Raw genomic sequence first — 239 nt, 5'->3', positions numbered from 1 at the left:
CATACAACGGAAACTTCATCTCGTCTCTCGCGTGCTTACAGTTGATGCCGATGGCGCATGAGCGTCAGGCCCCTGCCTTTGTGGATTCGCCAACAATCGCATCACTGTTCGACTATTCTGCCACTCGAAATACATACCTCCAGCAAAAGAAGCCGCCAAGAAAGTACCGAACGCCAAGGCAGTTGTCGTCATTTGGAAGACGGGTCGCCCCACCAAGAGCAGCCATAGCAGGGCAAGGC

General features: G+C 54.0%; 1 protein-coding gene. It reads right to left on the bottom strand.

What is annotated here, in order from left to right; translation table 11 throughout:
- Positions 1 to 15 precede the first annotated feature (15 nt).
- Positions 16 to 239: hypothetical protein (locus ACVA6Q_RS24900; RefSeq protein ID WP_446649263.1), on the bottom strand; the 224-nt coding region annotated here is incomplete at its 5' end.

This window comes from Vibrio sp. DNB22_10_4 (genome assembly GCF_052879755.1).
Note: the sequence above shows the minus strand (reverse complement) of the source record. Positions and strands in the feature narration are given on the sequence as shown.